10 protein-coding genes are annotated in these 13,574 nt (G+C 68.4%); 2 read left to right on the forward strand and 8 right to left on the reverse strand.

Features of this window, described 5'->3' with window-relative positions; all coding sequences use genetic code 11:
- Positions 1–511 precede the first annotated feature (511 nt).
- Positions 512–4,051, reverse strand: a complete 3,540-nt coding sequence (locus ABD05_RS30125) for an ABC transporter ATP-binding protein/permease (RefSeq protein ID WP_047903571.1) — start codon at positions 4,049–4,051, stop codon at positions 512–514.
- Between the two features lie 120 nt (positions 4,052–4,171).
- On the opposite strand from ABD05_RS30125, the gene ABD05_RS30130 reads away from it, so the two are divergent.
- A complete protein-coding gene (locus ABD05_RS30130) occupies positions 4,172–5,119 on the forward strand; it encodes a LysR family transcriptional regulator (protein WP_047903572.1) in 948 nt (315 codons plus the stop codon).
- Between the two features lie 53 nt (positions 5,120–5,172).
- On the opposite strand, the gene ABD05_RS30135 is transcribed toward ABD05_RS30130, so the two are convergent.
- Positions 5,173–5,544, reverse strand: a complete 372-nt coding sequence (locus ABD05_RS30135) for an MAPEG family protein (RefSeq protein ID WP_047903573.1) — start codon at positions 5,542–5,544, stop codon at positions 5,173–5,175.
- Positions 5,545–5,846: 302 nt separating this feature from the next.
- Between ABD05_RS30135 and alr the strand changes: the two genes are divergently transcribed.
- Entirely contained in the window at positions 5,847–6,974 is a 1,128-nt protein-coding gene (gene alr, locus ABD05_RS30140) for an alanine racemase (RefSeq protein WP_047903574.1), read from the forward strand.
- 166 nt (positions 6,975–7,140) lie between these two features.
- Here the strand turns inward: alr and ABD05_RS30145 are convergent, their stop codons facing one another.
- The 6 genes from ABD05_RS30145 to ABD05_RS30170 form a co-directional block, all read right to left on the reverse strand.
- Positions 7,141–7,935 (reverse strand): enoyl-CoA hydratase, encoded by a 795-nt coding sequence (locus ABD05_RS30145; protein ID WP_047903898.1) that lies wholly within the window; start codon positions 7,933–7,935, stop codon positions 7,141–7,143.
- A 196-nt stretch (positions 7,936–8,131) separates the two neighbouring features.
- Entirely contained in the window at positions 8,132–8,497 is a 366-nt protein-coding gene (locus ABD05_RS30150) for a response regulator (protein WP_006486240.1), read from the reverse strand.
- A gap of 36 nt (positions 8,498–8,533) precedes the next feature.
- Positions 8,534–9,493: a chemotaxis protein CheX gene (locus ABD05_RS30155; RefSeq protein WP_047903575.1), complete on the reverse strand. Its 960-nt coding sequence runs from the start codon at positions 9,491–9,493 to the stop codon at positions 8,534–8,536.
- Between the two features lie 22 nt (positions 9,494–9,515).
- A complete protein-coding gene (locus ABD05_RS30160) occupies positions 9,516–10,088 on the reverse strand; it encodes a hypothetical protein (protein ID WP_047903576.1) in 573 nt (190 codons plus the stop codon).
- Positions 10,085–10,813, reverse strand: a complete 729-nt coding sequence (locus ABD05_RS30165) for a methyl-accepting chemotaxis protein (RefSeq protein ID WP_047903899.1) — start codon at positions 10,811–10,813, stop codon at positions 10,085–10,087. The genes ABD05_RS30160 and ABD05_RS30165 overlap by 4 nt, the downstream gene beginning before the upstream one ends.
- A gap of 22 nt (positions 10,814–10,835) precedes the next feature.
- The gene (locus ABD05_RS30170) at positions 10,836–13,220 is read right to left on the reverse strand and encodes an MCP four helix bundle domain-containing protein (RefSeq protein WP_047903577.1); all 2,385 of its coding nucleotides are present in this window, start codon (positions 13,218–13,220) and stop codon (positions 10,836–10,838) included.
- Between the last annotated feature and the right edge of the window lie 354 nt (positions 13,221–13,574).

The following is a 13,574-nucleotide window of genomic DNA, read 5'->3' on the forward strand; positions in this document are numbered from 1 at the left end:
TGAGCGATGTAGCCGGCCAGCCGGCCGGCGGGAACGACGACATCAAGCAGCACCGCAACATGCGATGTCGAATTAGACATTAGTGCAACATGTGTTGTCAACGGCGATACTACGACAACAAAAAAGTGCGCAACGGGGAATTTCATCGAGGCAAACCCGGGGCGCGCGGGCCGGATTGATCGGAGGAAACGGGGGAGATGGCCTGGGCGGAGCGCCCGGGCCGGGTCGCGCCGCGCGGGCGGAGGGCTGGACGTGGAGAGAGGATGGCGGCGCTTGGTGCGGGCCGGCAGGTTTGCCATCCCGCGCAACAGGTGCGGCGGGATGACGACGGCGCAACCGCGAGCGCATTCGCCGCGGTCCACCCGCTCGTTCGTGCGGACCGTCAGCGATTCAACGCAGCGGCGTGCCGGGGTGGCCGTGCCCGCGAAGCCGGCAAACGCCGGCGCGGCTCAACGAACGGTGCGGGATTCGCATGGAAACGCCGGCCGGCGACGCGCCGATACAGCGTCAATCACGCCGCGACCCAGCTCGCCTGATGCGACACGAGCCGCGCATACGCGCCCTGCCGCGCCAGCAGTTCCGCATGGCTTCCGGCCTCGACGACGCTGCCCTGCTCGATCACGAGGATCAGGTCGGCATTGCGCACGGTCGACAGCCGGTGCGCGATGATGATCGACGTTCGCTGCGTCATCAGGTCTTCCAGCGCCGCACGGATCTGCTGCTCGCTGATCGTGTCCAGGTGCGACGTCGCCTCGTCGAGGATCAGCACCGGCGCATCCTTCAGGAATGCGCGCGCGATCGCCACACGCTGGCGCTGGCCGCCCGACAGTTGCACGCCGCGCTCGCCGACGCGCGTCGCGAGCCCGTCCGGCAGCCGCGCGACGAATTCGCCGAGCGCCGCGTGATCGATCGCACGCTGCACGTCCGCGTCGGACGCGTCGCTCGCGGCGAGCCGGATGTTCGCTTCGAGCGTGTCGTTGAACAGGTAGGTATCCTGCGCAACGAGCGCGATGTGCTGCCGCAGGTCGTCGAGCCGCAGGTCGCGCAGGTCGACGCCGCCGAGCGTCACGCTGCCCTGCTGCGGATCCCAGAAGCGCAGCAGCAGGCTCGCGACCGTCGACTTGCCGGCGCCCGACGCGCCGACCAGCGCGACCGTGCTGCCGGGCGGCACCTCGAAGCTCACGCGATCGATCGCGGGCACGCTGCGCCCCGGATACGTGAACGACGCCGCGTCGAACCGCACCGCCGGATTACCGGGCATCGGCTGCGTGCCGTCCGTCACGGTCACGGGTTCTTTCTCGAGCGCACGCAACCGTCGCGTCGACGCGATCGTGTCGGCGAGCTGGCGCGCGACCTGGCCGATCTCGGCAACCGGCATGAAGGCGGCCACCGCGACCAGCACCAGCAGCGGCAACGACTCGCGCGGAAACCAGCCGCGCGCACACAGCAGCGCACCGAGCGCCGCAACGGCCAGCCCGCCGAGCCCGCTCGCGATTTCCAGCGCGGCGCTTTGCGTCGACAGGTCGTCGAGCAGCTTCGCGCGTTGCTTGCGATACGCATCGACCTCCGCCACGAACGCTTCGCGCCGGCGCGCGATCGCCTGGAACGCGGTCAGCTCCGCGAGCCCCTGGATCGTTTCGGTCAGGTGCGCGCCGAGCTGGCCGAGCGCTTCGCGCGCGCCGGTGCCGAGCCGGTCGACGTCGCGGCGGGCCAGCACGGGCGCCAGCCCGGCCCACAGCAGGAACGGCAGCAGCACGAGCGCGAGCGGCCACGCGACCGACGCGAGCAGCACCAGCACGCCGGCCGGCACGAGCACCGCGACGAACGCGGGCGCCAGCGTGTGCGCATAGAAATACTCGACCGTCTCCACGTCCTGCGTCGCGAGCGCGACGAGATCGCCGGAACGGCGGCGCAGCAGCCCGGCCGGCGCGAGGCGTTCGAGCGTCGCGAACAGCGCGATGCGCATTTCCGCGAGCAGCCGGTACGCCATGTCGTGCGCGAGCCACGACTCGAGCCAGTGCAGCACGGCCGCCACCGGCGCGATCACGAGCAGCGCCGCGACGAGCGAGGTGCTCGCGTGGCCGGCCGACACCGCGCCGACCACCAGCGCGCCGATCACGCCGACGCCGATGAACGCGAGCACGCGGCCGATCCCGAACAGCACGGTCAGCGCGACCTTGCCCGTCCACGGACGCACGAAGCGCAGCAGCGTGCCCAACGTTTCCGGCCAGCCGATCGTCGCCGCGTCGTCGTTCAGCGGCCGCACCTGCGGGCCCGACGACGCACGCGCAGTGGCGCCGGCCGTCGTCGCCGCGCCGACCGATTCGGCGACCGCTTCCAGTTGCGGCCCCATCAGCCGGCGATACGGGCCGTCGCGCGCGATCAGTGCCGCGTGCGTCCCTTCGTCGACCACCTGCCCCTGGTCGAGCACCAGGATGCGGTCGGCGCCGATCACGCTGGACAACCGGTGCGCGAGTACGAGCGTCGTCCGCCCGCGTGTGAGCCGGTCGAGCGCCTGCTGGATCAGCGCTTCGTTCTCCGCGTCGACCGACGACAGCGCCTCGTCGAGCAGCAGGATCGGCGCATCGCGCAGCAGCGCGCGGGCAATCGCGATGCGCTGGCGCTGGCCGCCCGACAGCATGAGCCCGCGTTCGCCGATGCGCGTCGCGTAACCGTCGGGCAGCGCCGAGATGAAATCGTGCGCGTTGGCGGCGCGCGCGGCCGCGATCATGTCGGCGTCGCTCGCGTCGGGGCGGCCGAGCCGCAGGTTGTCGGCGACGCTGCCGTCGAACAGCGTCGCATCCTGCGCGACGACCGCGATCATCTCGCGCACCTGGTCGGCATCGAGCGCGCGCACGTCGTGGCCGCCGATGCGGATCGCGCCGCCCTGCGCGTCGTGCTGGCGCAGCAGCAGGCGCACGATGGTCGACTTGCCCGCGCCGCTCGGGCCGACGATCGCCACCGTCTCGCCTTCGCGAACCGAGAAGCTCAGCGCCGCATGCGCGTCCGCGCGGCGCCCCGGATACGCGAAGCTGACGCCGTCGAACGCGATCTCCGGCCGCAGGCCCGTCACGCGCGGCGCGGCGGCGGCCGGCGCGTGGCTGCCCGCGTCGAGCAGCGCGTGGATCGCATTCGCCGCCGACTGGCCGATCATCCCCTGGTGCAGCGCCGCGCGCAGGTCGCGCAGCGGCCGGAAGATTTCGCTGCCGGCCATCAGCACGATCAGCAGCGCCTCGAGGCTCATGTCGCCGTGCCGCACGCGCCACGCGCCGACCGCGATTGCCGCGGCCGCGCCGAGGCCGGTGCCGAGATCGGTGAAGAGCCGCGTCAGCAGGCCGAGCGCGAGCACCCAGAACGTGCTGTCCGACAGCGCGCGCGCCTTCGCGGCCAGCTTCGCGCCGAACGCGGTGCTCTGCCCGAACGCCTTCAGCGTCGGCAGGCCCTGCACCGCATCGAGAAACTCCTCGCCGAATGCCTTGAAGGCGGCCGAGCGTGCGAGCGCCGCGCGCCGGTCGGCGCGATGCACGAGCTGCGGCAGCGCGAGCGTGACGAGTGCAGCAACCAGCAGGATCGCGGCCGTCGGCACGTCCCACCACGCGAGCACCGCGAAGATCATCACCGGTGCGCACGCGGCGATCACGAGTTGCGGCAGGTAGACGCCGAAGAAGGTCTGCAGTTGCTCGACGCCGTCGACGACGGCCAGCATCACGCCGCCGGTGCGTTCGCCGCTGAACCATGCGGGGCCGAGTGCGGCGATCCGGTCGAACAGCCGCGCGCGCAGCGTGGCCTGCACGCGGCCCGCCGTATGCTGCGCGAGCACCGTGCGGCGATGGTCGAGCCACGCGCGCAGCAACACGCAGGCCGCCGTTGCAACGACGGCTTCGGCGATGCTGCGCACCGGCGCACCGGAAAAGACCAGCGCCAGCACGCGGCCGAGGAACACGAAACGGAGGATGCCGACACCCATCGCGAGCAGCCCGAGCGCGACGGCGGCGGCCACCCGCCCGCGTAGTCCCGCCATCATTGCCCATAGTCGTCGGTCGAAATACATGAAGCCCTCCAGTCGGTGTTTCGGTGCGGTTTTTCTTGACCGGATCGAGGCTACCCGCGCGGCCCGCGCGCGGCAAAAGATGATTTTTCAACGGGTGTTGAGTCAACTACAATACCTCGCATGTCGCACCTTCCTCCCCTTAGCGCACTGCGTGCTTTCGAGGCGGCTGTCCGCCTCGGCGGGTTCGCGCGCGCAGCGGCCGAACTGAACGTATCGACGAGCGCGGTCAGCCATCAGATCCGCGCGCTCGAGGAATCGCTCGGCGCGCGGTTGCTCGAACGCAGCACGGGGCTCGGCGGCATCAGCCTCACGCCGCCAGGCGCGCGCCTGCTGCCGGCCGTCAGCGACGCGCTGTCGCGCCTGACCGACGCCTGCGCCGAGATTCGCGGCACCGCGCAACGGCTCACCGTTTCCGCCAACGCGCCGTTTTCGTCGATGTGGCTCGCGCGCCGTCTCGCGGAATTCTCGTCGCTTCATCCCGAAACGCCCGTGCATGCCGTCGTGCTCGAAGACGAACCCGATTTCGCGCGCAGCGGCATCGACCTGGCGATCGTGCACGTGCCCGCGCACCGGCTGAGGGGCGACGACGACGTGCTGATCCGCGAGACCGTGTTTCCGGTATGCAGCCCCGAGCTGTATCCGTACGCATCGGGATACGTGTGCCGCTCGCGGCTGCTGCAGGAGATGCACGAAAACAGCCCCGAGATCGACTGGCGCAACTGGGCATCGGAGTTCGGCTTGCCGGACGATTTCGAAACGAAGATCGTCCGCTACAGCAGTTTCAGCCAGGTGATCGGGGCGGCGGTGGGCGGCGCGGGCATCGCGCTCGGCCGCGTGCCGCTCATCGAGCCCGAACTGCGCAGCGGGCGCCTGGTGCCGCTGGTGCCGGGCCTCCAACGCGACGCGTCATGGCGCTTCGTGCTGCGCCGCCATCCGTCGACGCGGCACCGGCTGCTCGATCCGTTGATCGCGTTCCTGCGCCGCGAAGCGGACGCGCCGCCGTTCGTCGCCAAGATCGTTGCGCCCGCATCCAACGACAGTCACGCGCGGGGCGCTGGCGGCGCGTAGGGGCGGCGTGTAGGGCCGGCAAGCATAGCCGGCCTCGCCTGCTCAGCGGCCCATCACGGCGCGGCGAAGAACAGCGCGACGACGCACACCATCCCGCCGAACCACACGAGCGAACGCAGCGACGCCCAGTTCAGCAGGTACATCAGCATATAGACGACGCGGGTCGCGACGAAGCCCATCGCGAGCTGGTCGACGTGGTGCGCATTCGCGCCGTTGTGCCATGCGACGACCAATGCGGCCGTGAACAGCGCGAGCGCTTCCCACGCATTCTGGTGCGCGGCCTGCGCCCGCGCGCGCCAGCCTTCGAGTTTCGCCAGGTACTCGCGCGGCGTACGGTTGTCGTAGCCCTTGCGGGCCTTGGCCAGGAACGTCAGCGGGAACGGCAACAGCGCCACGATGAACAGGCACAGCTGGGACGTCGTCATCAAAGTCTCCTCCTTTATGATTACATTATTCAATGACAAGATCGCCGAGAGCTTAGCATTCGCGGTGCTGTTCGCGCACCGGTTTTCTAGACGGGAGACTCGGCTGCACGTACCGCCGACGGCCGTGGCGAGCACGGGTCCGCCACCAAAAATTCCACCAAATCATCGACAAATACGTTAATTAAAACTGGTCGAACACCAATAAGATAGCGCTTGACACTGGCTTGACGCGTAACCGCCTCAGCCTGCCGATCCGGGCGCGCCGCCCGCGCGCCGAACGACATCCGACCCGAGCCATCGCCATGCCCCGTCCCATCGTCGCCCATATCCGCCCCGACGCCATCCGCCACAACCTCGACTTCATCCGCCGCACCGCCGCGTTATCGCGCGTGTGGGCCGTGATCAAGGCCAACGCCTACGGCCACGGCATCGAGCGGATCTACCCGGGCCTCGCGGCCGCCGACGGCATCGCGCTGCTCGACCTCGACGAAGCCGTGCGCGTTCGCGAACTCGGCTGGGACAAGCCCGTGCTGCTGCTCGAAGGGATCTTCGAGCCGGCCGACGTCGAGCTGGCCGATCGCCACCGGCTGACGGTGGCCGTGCACTGCGACGAGCAGCTCGACCTGCTGATCGCCGCGAAGCCGCAGCAGCCGATCGACATCCAGCTCAAGATGAATTCCGGGATGAACCGGCTCGGCTACCGGCCCGCCGCGTTCCGCGCCGCATGGGAACGCGCGGCGAGCGCACCGTCGATCGGCAGGATCACGCTGATGATGCATTTCGCGAACGCGGACGAAGGCGAAGTCGACTGGCAACTCGATCAGTTCGACGCGACCACGGCGGGGATTCCGGGCGAGCGCTCGGTGTCGAATTCGGCGGCCGTGCTGTGGCATCCGCGCGCGCACCGCGACTGGGTCCGGCCCGGCACGATCCTGTACGGTGCGTCGCCGACCGGTGCGTCGCGGCATATCGCCGACACCCCGCTAATGGCCGCGATGACGCTGACGAGCAGGATCATCGGCGTGCAGACGCTGTCGCCGGACGAAACCGTCGGCTACGGCCGCCGCTTCACGGCCGACCGGCCGATGCGGATCGGCGTGGTCGCGTGCGGCTATGCGGACGGCTATCCGCGCCACGCGCCGACCGGCACGCCGATCGCGGTGGACGGCGTGCTGACGCGCGTCGTCGGCCGCGTGTCGATGGACATGCTGACCGTCGACCTGACGCCGTGCCCGAACGCGGGCATCGGGTCGAGCGTCGAGCTGTGGGGCGACCACGTGAAGGTGGACGACGTCGCGGAAGCCAGCGGCACGATCGGCTACGAGCTGATGTGCGCACTCGCGCGCCGCGTGCCGGTCGTGATCGTGCCGCCCGGCGCGTCGACCGCGCAGCCGGAGCCGACTCTGCGGACGGGGAGCTACGGGCGCTGACCGACGTCGATGCTGCGGCGCACTACCGCGTCGCAGCGGATGCCACGTCACTTGCGGGCTGCCTCGGGCGGCCCGTTTGCATTCCGGCAGGCATGAAAACCCGAGCCGGAGAACACACGTTGGCTGCGGCCCTTCCGCTCCGCTCAACGCATACATCCAACGCGTGCTACGAACGCCACGTCGGCTTCCGCTTCTCGAGGAACGCGTCGATTCCTTCGCCCGCATCCTCTTCCATCATGTTGCGCGCCATCACGTCGCCCGCATACGCATACGCTTCGTCGAGCGGCAACTCGCGCTGCCGGTAGAACATCTGCTTGCCGTAGCGCACCGCGGCCGGGCTCTTCGCGACGATCTCCGCGACCTTGCGCGCGACGGCCGCGTCGAGCGCGTCCTCGGGCACGGCCTCGTTGACGAGCCCCCACGCGGCGGCTGTCGCCGCATCGACGAAGCGCCCGGACACGAGCATGTCGAACGCGCGCTTCGCCGTGACGTTGCGGCTCAGCGCGACGGCCGGCGTCGAACAGAACAGCCCGACGTTGATGCCCGATACCGCGAAACGCGCGGTATCGGCCGCAATCGCCAGGTCGCACGCGGCGACGAGCTGGCAGCCCGCCGCGGTCGCGATGCCGTGCACGCGCGCGATCACCGGCACCGGCAACGCGCGCATCGCGAGCATCACGCGGCTGCACTGCGCGAACAGCGTGCGGTAGTAGTCGAGTTCCGGCTTGCAGCGCATCTGCCGCAGGTCGTGGCCCGCGCAAAACGCCTTGCCTTGCGCGGCCAGCACGACGCAGCGCACGTGCGGATCGGCCGCCAGCGTTTCGAACGCGTCGGACAGGCTCGCGAGCATCGCTTCGGACAACGCGTTGAACTGCTGCGGCCGGTTCAGCCGCAGCGTGACGACGCCGTCGCGCACCTCGCGCAACAGGATCGGCTCGGCATTCTCTTGATCGGGTTCCATGGTGTTCCGCTCGACGGGGTTCGGCAGGATTCGGTGCGGCACGAACAGGCAGCGATGGCGCACGCCCGTTCGCGGCATACCGATGAAATGGTCCTCCACATTCCGTGCGGCGTCCAGTCGCGCGGCGTCGGCGCTCAAGCCCGCGTGCGCCCGCTGCGCCACGCGCGCACGCCCGACCACAGGTGCCCGATGCGCGTCAGCCCGCGAGCTTCTTCAGCGCGTCCAGCACCGCGTCGCCCTTGAACGGCTTCACGATCCAGCCCTTCACGCCGGCCGCCTTGCCGCGCTCCTTCATCGCAGGGCTGCTTTCGGTCGTCAGCATCACGACATTGACGGCCGTGTTCGCCAGTTCGCCGCGAATCTTCTCGACCATCGTCAGGCCGTCCATGTTCGGCATGTTCACGTCGCTGATCACGAGGCGCACGCCGGGCGTCGCCTTGAGCTTCGCGAGCCCGTCCTTGCCGTCGACGGCCGTCGCGACGTCAAGCCCGTGATTGCGCAGGAAACCCGCGACCTCGTCGCGCACCGTGCCCGAATCGTCGACCACCAGAATCTTTGCCATGTCGTATTCCCCTTCCTTTATTTCGGACTTCAAAATTCAAAACAGTTCGAGTTCACCCGATTCGACCATCGGCCCCACGTCCTGCACCGATTCGCGGAAATCCTCCGGCGACCAGCTCAGGCTGAACACGAAACGCTGGTCAAGACAGACGGACCGCCCCGATGCGGGATCGGTCATCCGGTACTTGAAACAGAGCTGCGGACAGTCGCCGCCGAACGAGATGAACTTCTGCTTGTGATTGACGACCAGCGGCACCTGCACCGGATGGCGCGCGAGCGCCTCGGCATCGCCGAGATAACGGTTCTTGAACGCACCCCATACGAGGTTGGTCAGCTCGCCGAGCACGCTGTTCACGTCGCGGAAATCTGGCGCGCGGCCGTCGTCGCGCGTGCCGCCGAGCATGTCGAGCAGCGGCTGCTCGCTCGTCTGCAGCAGCATGTAGCCGCGGCACCACGCGCTTTCGAGCGCGATCAGGCTGAACACTTCGCCGAAGATGATCTGGTCGCGGACGATGCACGGCGTGTCGTGCTCGATCGTCATGCCCGGGAACAGGCTGTCGATCCGCGCCTCGGTAATCTCCGAGATGCCGCGCACGAGCGCGTTCGGGTAGTCGCGGCCGAACAGGTATTCGTCGATCGCGCGCTTGAGCGGCGTCATGTCGTCCGCGACGTAGGCCGCGCATGCGACGCGCGCGAGCGCGTCGGGCAGCCCGTCGCGCGACGCAAGCGATTCGCGGCGCAGGATGATCGGCAGCTCGGGGCGCAGCGCATCGATCTGCGTCGCGATGATCGCGCTCTCGACCGGCGAGCCGCCGTAATCCTCGGCGAGCAGGATCGCGCCGAGATCGATGTTCGAGCGCAGCACCTTCAGCAATCGGCTGCGCCGCACGGTCAGGCCGACCAGATTGTGCTCGTCGCAGAAACGCTTGATCGCATCGGCGTGCGCACGGCTGTCGTCGAGCACGAGCACCTTGCTGACGGGTTTGTCTTCGGTCATCTCAAGGGTTCCTGATGGTCGGTCAGAACAGTTCGAGTTCGCCGCCGGTGTCCACCATGGCCGTTTCCGGCACATGGAAATCGACCGGCGCATTCGCGCACACGCACAGCGTCGCACCGACCCGCACGTCGCCGTCGAGCGTCAGGTCGTATACGGCCACGTGATCGGGCGACAGCGCGGGCAGCCAGTCGATGCTCGCGCCGCTCAGCAGGTAAGGCGTCGACATCCCGAGGTCGGGAAACGGCGCGGTCAGCGCCTGGTTGATCGCGCCGCAGCACAGGTTCGCGACTTCCATGAACGCTTCGGGCAGCGGCCGCTGGTCGCTCGCGCCCGCCGTCGCACCGGCGAAATGGCGACGCGTCGCATCGTCGTCGCTGAAGCGCAGCGCGAGCAGCAGGCGGAAATGCAGCGCCGAGATCGTCAGCACCGCGACATGCTCGGGCACCGTCGGTTTCGATCGCGAGGTCGTACGGGCAGGATCGGGCGCATCGCCGGCCGACGGCCGGATGTCGCACGCGCCGCCGGACGCGAGCCGCGTGCGCGCCGCATCAAAAAAAATCCGCTCGAAGCCGGCTTTCGCCTGCGCGCTGATCACGCCGCCTCTCCTTCGATCCGCGCGTGCAGTTGCCCGGCCAGCGTCTCGACGGTCGCGAGCGCGGCCGTGATCATCTTGCCGCCGGCCTGGATGTCCTGGAACGTCGCGGCCGTCACGAGATCGTTGCGGTTCAGGCTGTCGCGATAACTGTTCGACAGTTGCTGCGAGCGCGCGGCCAGCCCGCGCACCTCGCTCGCGACGATCGAGAAGCCGCGCCCCGCCGTGCCCGCGCGCGCGGCCTCGATCGACGCGTTCAGCGACACGATCGACACATGCGCGACGATCGCCGACAGTTCCTGGTTCTTCGAGCGCATGTCCTGGTTCTGCGTGGTCAGCGAGATCATCTGCTCGTGCCAGCGCTCGAACGTGCCGGCGAGCCCGCGCAGGCGTGCGGCTTCGTCGGCGATCTTCATCGCATGCTGCGCGAGCGCGGTGCGGTCGGCCGACAGCGCCTGCAGCGCGTCGCGCTGCGTGCCGGCCGCGGACGCCTCGCGCGCCAGCGCATCCTCGAGCTGCGCCTCGCGTTGCGCCCATGCGTCGGCTGCTTCGGCATGTGCCGACGCCGCTTCTGCCGCCCTCGCATCGGCCGCGTCGAGCTCGCTGCGCAACGCATGCGCGTCGCGTTCCATCGCCGCGACGAGCCGCTTGCGCGTCACGCGAAACACGACCGCCACCGCCACCGCGACGACGAAGCCGCCCGCCAGCGCGGCGGCAATCTGGATCATCCACGCCTGCTCGATCACGCCATCACTCCGCTGCGCCGACGTTCGCGATGCGCGCGCGCTCGTGCGCGGCACCGTGACCGGCACCGTCCGCCGCGAAACGCGCCGGCAACGACACGATCGTCTCGAACGCGCGATACGGCGCACCGACGCGATCGTCGGTGAAACGCAGCGCGATGTCGCCGCCGTCGCGCTTCAGGAAGTTGCGCACCGCGTCCATGCCGACGCCGCGCCCCGACACTTCGGTTACCGCGTGCGCGGTCGAGAAACCCGGCCGGAAGATCAGCTCGGCCACATCTTCGTCGGACAGCGCCGCTGCGTTGTCGGCATCGATCCAGCCGCGCTCGCGCGCGATGCCGCGAATCCGGTCGAGCGCGAGGCCGCGGCCGTCGTCGCTCAGCACGAACCACAGCTCGCCGCCGCCCACGCCGACCGCGATATCGATCGTGCCGGACGCTGCCTTGCCGGCCGCGCGCCGCTCTTCCGACGACTCGATCCCGTGGTCGATCGAATTGCGCAGCAGGTGCATGAACACGTTCTTCAGCGTCGCGCCGATCTCGCTGCGCACGCGATGGCCGTGGCTGTCGATATGCACGACGGGCGCCGGCTTGCCGAGTTCGGCCGCGAGCGACGGCAGCGACTCGATCACGCCGCCGAGCGCATCGCCGATGCCCTGCGTGCCGAGATGGCTCAGCATGCGGCGCACGGCATCGCGTGCCGCCTGCCAGTCGGACGCGTTCGCCGGATCGGCGCCGTCGAGCACGCGCAGGCTCTCGCTGATGTGGGCGCGCTCGACCATCAGGTAGTCCGCGCCGCCCTGCGCCGGTTCGCCGCTGCGGCCGAGCGTGACCGCGTTGATCGTCGCGTAGCGGTCGACGGCCTCGCGCACGCGCGCCAGGTCGTCCATCAGCGCATCGCGGTTCCACTCGGGGCCGCCGTCCGCGCGGCGCAGCGATTCGTACGCCTGTTCCGCTTCATGGACAATGTTGGTCAGGTGCTGCAGGCTGTACGTGCGCGCATTGCCCTTGATCGTGTGCATGTTGCGGAACAGCGCCGCGACGATCGAATGATCGGCGCGCTCGTGCTGGCGGATCATCCGCTCGTTCTCGCTGAGGAAGCCGTTCGCGCTGTGCACGAAGTCATGGAACTTGTCCTGGCTGATCGACAGGATCTCGCCGATCATCTCGAGGCGGCGCTGCTGCTCGCCAGCCTGCGCGGTCAGCTCGCGAATCTCCGTCACGTCGCGCAAGCACAGCATCAGGCGCACGACCGTATCGGTCTCGTCGGTGATCGCCGACCAGCTCAGGTCGAGCCATTTCTCGCGGCCGTCCGGCATCCGCTTCGCGACTTCGTTGACGAGCAGGTGCGCGTTGAATTCGAAGTTCATGCTGTCTTCGCCGAGGCACGCGTGCACGGCCGCATCGACCTGCGAGCGCGCGTCGGCGCCGATCGCCGAATCGTCGAACACGAGCGCCATCAGGTCGCGGCCGGCGATGTCGTTCGTCTCGAAGATGGTTTCGAGGTACGCCGAATACTCCGCATGCACGACGCCGCCTTCGACGACGGTCAGGATCCCCTGCTGCATGTTCTGCAGCATCGCCTGGATGTCGGCCGTCTTCTGCTTGAGCTGCGCGGCATTCTCCTGGATCTTCTCGATCATCCCGTTGAACGCGACGATCGAATGGCCGATCTCGTCCATCCGGCCCACCGGCACGCGGCGCGTGAAATCCTGGCTCGTCGCGATCTCGCTCATCATCGTCTGCATCCCGATCAGCGGGCGCGTGATCTGGCGATACAGCACGAAGCCGAGCGCGGTCAGCAGCACGATCACCGTGCCGGCAACGCCCGCGATCGCGGTTGCCGTCGTCGCGAGCATCCCGTTCAGCGCGCTGATCGCGTCGTCCTTCTGGCGATTTTTCTCGACGCGCAGCGTGTCGACGATGCTTTCGAGCTCGTCGCGATACTGCGCGACGTTCGCGAACAGGTAGGCCTGCGCCATCTCGGCCTTGCCGTCGGCCTTCATCTTCACGGTGTCGTCGATCGCCGCGAAATAGTTCGCTGCGCTGTCCTTCGCCTGCGTGACGAGGCCTTCCTGCGCGCGGCCGACCGCCGATTTCGCCTGCCCGTCGAGCGCGGCGCGCAGCGCGGCCTGCTTCGCCTTCAGCTCGTCGCGCGCCTGTGCGGCGGTATTCGCGTCCGGCGCGTAGACGAGCGTCATCGTCGCGATCTGGATGTTCTTCACATCGGCGACGAGATCCGCCGACGCAAGCGCGCTCGGCACGATTCCCTGGGTGACCTGGCGCACCTCGGACGCGCTCTTGCGCGTCTGGTACACGGCATAGATGCCGATCGCGGACAGCGCGAAGAACGTCAGGACGACTAGCAGCGTAATGCGATGACGGATGGTCATGAGTACAGCCCCCCGCAGCGATCCGGATTCGATCGCCCATTGGTCTATTGAAAGAATATGAGCGGCGAATTATCGGGGATGGTGTATGACTGTCCGATGACCGTTAATCAATCGATCATTGAGGAAATTGAAATGATTAATTGCGACGTGAAAAGCCTAAAGTTTTTCGCGGATTTGCCGTTAACTTCCCGGCGCCATAGCCCGGGCGGCTGCTGGATTTGTCGAATCGGCGGAGTAGCGGATATTCATTGTTTTATTCGCATTCCGGCAATTCAACCTTATTGAATAGCGGTAAAACGTTTACGCATTATCGACGAACCGGTTTGTTTCGGCATCTTTTTATAATCGGTGCGT

The organism is Burkholderia pyrrocinia, assembly GCF_001028665.1.
Lineage (GTDB): Bacteria > Pseudomonadota > Gammaproteobacteria > Burkholderiales > Burkholderiaceae > Burkholderia > Burkholderia pyrrocinia.

Excerpts from the sequence above, each read along its gene's own strand:
- ABD05_RS30150 (WP_006486240.1), bottom strand. The coding sequence starts at position 8,497 with ATGGCAAAGATTCTGGTGGTCGACGATTCGGGCACGGTGCGCGACGAG.
- ABD05_RS30170 (WP_047903577.1), bottom strand. The coding sequence starts at position 13,220 with ATGACCATCCGTCATCGCATTACGCTGCTAGTCGTCCTGACGTTCTTC.
- ABD05_RS30155 (WP_047903575.1), bottom strand. The coding sequence starts at position 9,493 with ATGACCGAAGACAAACCCGTCAGCAAGGTGCTCGTGCTCGACGACAGC.
- ABD05_RS30165 (WP_047903899.1), bottom strand. The coding sequence starts at position 10,813 with ATGATCCAGATTGCCGCCGCGCTGGCGGGCGGCTTCGTCGTCGCGGTG.
- alr (WP_047903574.1), top strand. The coding sequence starts at position 5,847 with ATGCCCCGTCCCATCGTCGCCCATATCCGCCCCGACGCCATCCGCCAC.
- ABD05_RS30135 (WP_047903573.1), bottom strand. The coding sequence starts at position 5,544 with ATGACGACGTCCCAGCTGTGCCTGTTCATCGTGGCGCTGTTGCCGTTC.
- ABD05_RS30130 (WP_047903572.1), top strand. The coding sequence starts at position 4,172 with ATGTCGCACCTTCCTCCCCTTAGCGCACTGCGTGCTTTCGAGGCGGCT.
- ABD05_RS30145 (WP_047903898.1), bottom strand. The coding sequence starts at position 7,935 with ATGGAACCCGATCAAGAGAATGCCGAGCCGATCCTGTTGCGCGAGGTG.
- ABD05_RS30125 (WP_047903571.1), bottom strand. The coding sequence starts at position 4,051 with ATGTATTTCGACCGACGACTATGGGCAATGATGGCGGGACTACGCGGG.